This window comes from Streptomyces sp. NPDC002130, from assembly GCF_040296465.1.
Classification (GTDB): domain Bacteria; phylum Actinomycetota; class Actinomycetes; order Streptomycetales; family Streptomycetaceae; genus Streptomyces.
This window is the reverse complement of record NZ_JBEOXI010000533.1, coordinates 1-2594: the sequence shown is the minus strand read 5'-3', so window position 1 is coordinate 2594 and position 2594 is coordinate 1. Positions and strand designations below refer to the sequence as shown.

At 62.5% G+C, this 2594-nt stretch carries 3 protein-coding genes; all 3 read left to right on the top strand.

Features of this window, described 5'->3' with window-relative positions; genetic code table 11:
• On the top strand, window positions 1–386 hold a 386-nt coding region (locus tag ABT116_RS42335; protein ID WP_351645829.1), incomplete at its 5' end, for a hypothetical protein.
• Between the two features lie 32 nt (window positions 387–418).
• Window positions 419–1468, top strand: coding sequence for a hypothetical protein (locus ABT116_RS42330; protein WP_351645826.1), 1050 nt, complete (start codon window positions 419–421; stop codon window positions 1466–1468).
• A gap of 9 nt (window positions 1469–1477) precedes the next feature.
• Complete coding sequence (locus tag ABT116_RS42325) at window positions 1478–1999, top strand: hypothetical protein (RefSeq protein ID WP_351645823.1); 522 nt, start codon at window positions 1478–1480, stop codon at window positions 1997–1999.
• Window positions 2000–2594 lie beyond the last annotated feature (595 nt).

The window sequence follows — 2594 nt, the reverse complement described above, 5'->3', positions numbered from 1 at the left end:
GCATCTCATTGGCATGGGGCACTGAACGATCGTTTACTCGACGTCCGACTCACGGTGTTGGTCGGTCAGTATGCACAGGCGCATTATCTACGTGGTCGGCGCAAGCCGACACTGACAACGCGCCGTACATCTACGGCTTGCATATGGAGAACGGCGATCAGATCGGTTTCCAACTCGGTGACCTGATCTTCACCGACTACATCACCGAGGACTTGTTCACCGACAACCGCACCGTCGCAGGCACGTGGACGCTGACGATCGGCGATGGCGCCGCCGACGAGGATCCGACCGTCATGGGTTGGAACCGTCTCGGGCAGCTCGCGAACGTGATCTCGGTTCTCTCGAAGGACGTGGGCATGGAAGCCGACTTCTTCGGACTCTTCTGACCGAACCCGCACAACGCCGACAAGGAGGCCCTGTGTCTGACGTGACATTTTCGGCGAAGGTAACTATCTCGCGAGAGGTGGATCCGTACGGACTTCCTGTCACGACCGCCGACGTCGAGGTTGACGAATACGCCGCGGCACTACCTCTTCCGGCCGGGCGTGAAGGTCCACAGGGGACGCGCGGTCGGCCGAAGCCGACGTGGCGCAAGCGTGGATCCGTGACGAATGCTTCGGCTCTGACGCTGCTCGATCCGGCTGACCGTGAATATGGGCATTGGTGGCACAACCTCGCTACGAATGGCATGGAAACGTGGACCGACATCGGCTGGGTTTCTTCGCCGGGAGCTGTCGGCCCCGAGGGGCCGCGACCAGGCCCGTATTCCTTGTCTGCCACCGGTACGACGTCGGAACCAGCACTCACGGTGGCAGGTGCGCAGATCGTCGACGGGTCCGGACCTCAGCAATTGAAGGTCACCGTGCCGGCAGGCGCAAAGGGAGGCAAGGGCCCGATTGGTACGGCCGGCCACATCGTCGAATCTGCCGACTACGACGACACCCTGGGACCTTCCAACGGTTCGCTTTTCGGATGGAATCGCGGAACCAAGAAGTTTCGACCATTGCCCTTTCCGAACGGGTTCGGGCCCTGGCAGAGCGCAGATGCTGACTTCCGCGATGACGAGGCAGGCATTGTCGACGACGTTCGGACCATGGGGTCGTTGACCATTCCGCCTCAGCCGTTCGCGTGGCGGCCCTACGTGTACGGGATGTGCCGCGCCGCGGCGGGCGGCACCCGAGGTCAGTCCTTTGTTCACGCGCATGTGCGCATGAACACCACCGACGGGGTGGTGGTGGCCTATGGCATCAACCCCTGGTGGGACGCAATCGCGGGCACGATCGGAGGCGAGGTCTTCATCCGACCTTCTCTCTCGCGCAACGCTTCGACTGGACTCACCGCAAGCGTTGTCCCCGCCGGCGTTCCGGTGACTCTGCTGCTGACGATGGAGCGACAGTCCATGGCGAACGCTTGGAAATGGTGGAAGTCGCCCGGATATCTCTCCTGCTACGCACTACCAGTGATTTGAGGATATGAAATGGCCACGGTCGGTGAATACATCGCAACAGTCGTCATGCGCGGCGTCGACGACGGTGTCGGACTCGAGAACACCGTCAATAGTTTTCAGGTCACACCCCGCGAAGGGCTGCTCGAGCTCCGTGCCGGGAATCCGGGCGGGCCGGGTCCAGAGGGACCGGCTGCGTACCCGTGGAAGTGGCGCGGTGACATTGTCGACCGGACTGCGCTCGATGCCCTTCGCCCCACTTTGGGGATTGCGCATCGCGGCTTCGCGTACCGCCTCGTCTCCGAAAACTCGGTGATGTACTGGGATGGAGAATCCTTCTACCCCTTCGTGAATGCGTTCGGCGCCGAAGGCCCTGCAGGGCAACCGACAGCGCTGAGCATCGGAACTGTGACCACGTTGGCGCAGGGAGCATCCGCGACGGCCACAGTGACAGGTGCGCCGCCGAATCAGGTCCTCAATCTCGGAATTCCTCGAGGTGGGCCAGGACTTCAGGGCGACCCGGGCGGGCCGGGGACCGATCCGAACCGCTCCTGACTACGACGACAGTGTTGCGCCGGTGCAGGATTCGGTTCCGTCATGGAACTCGGCGACTTCCAAATGGAGGCCCATCGCATATCCGGCGTGGCGTGGGCCTTGGGTCGTCGGCGAATCCGCTTTCGGTACCGCGTCCAACATCTCGGGCACGACCGCCACGGTCGCATCGATCTCGATTCCGGCGCAACCCTTCGCGTGGCGCCCGTTCGTACAAGGCGGCGTGTGGTCGATGCCGAACGGCGCAGATGGAACCCAACGCATCGATGCCGAGGTACGCCTCGGTTCAGCGACAGGGCAGATCGTCGCGATCGGGCCGGGTGTGGCATTGAAGTCCTACACAGGCTGCAGCTTCCGACCGCACTTTCGTTCCGGCACTTTGGATCCAAGCTCCACTGTCGGCGTTGTCGCCGCGGGGGCAACTACAACTCTTCATGTCGTCCTCACCCGCCAGGGCAGTTCGTCGACATGGTCGTACCTCAACAGTGGAGCCGAATTGAGCGTATGGGCTCAACCGTTCTACGCACCGTAAGGAGATTGAAAATGACATGGACAGGAGATCCCGTCTGGCTCGCAGATGTCTTGCGCGCCGAGGGGC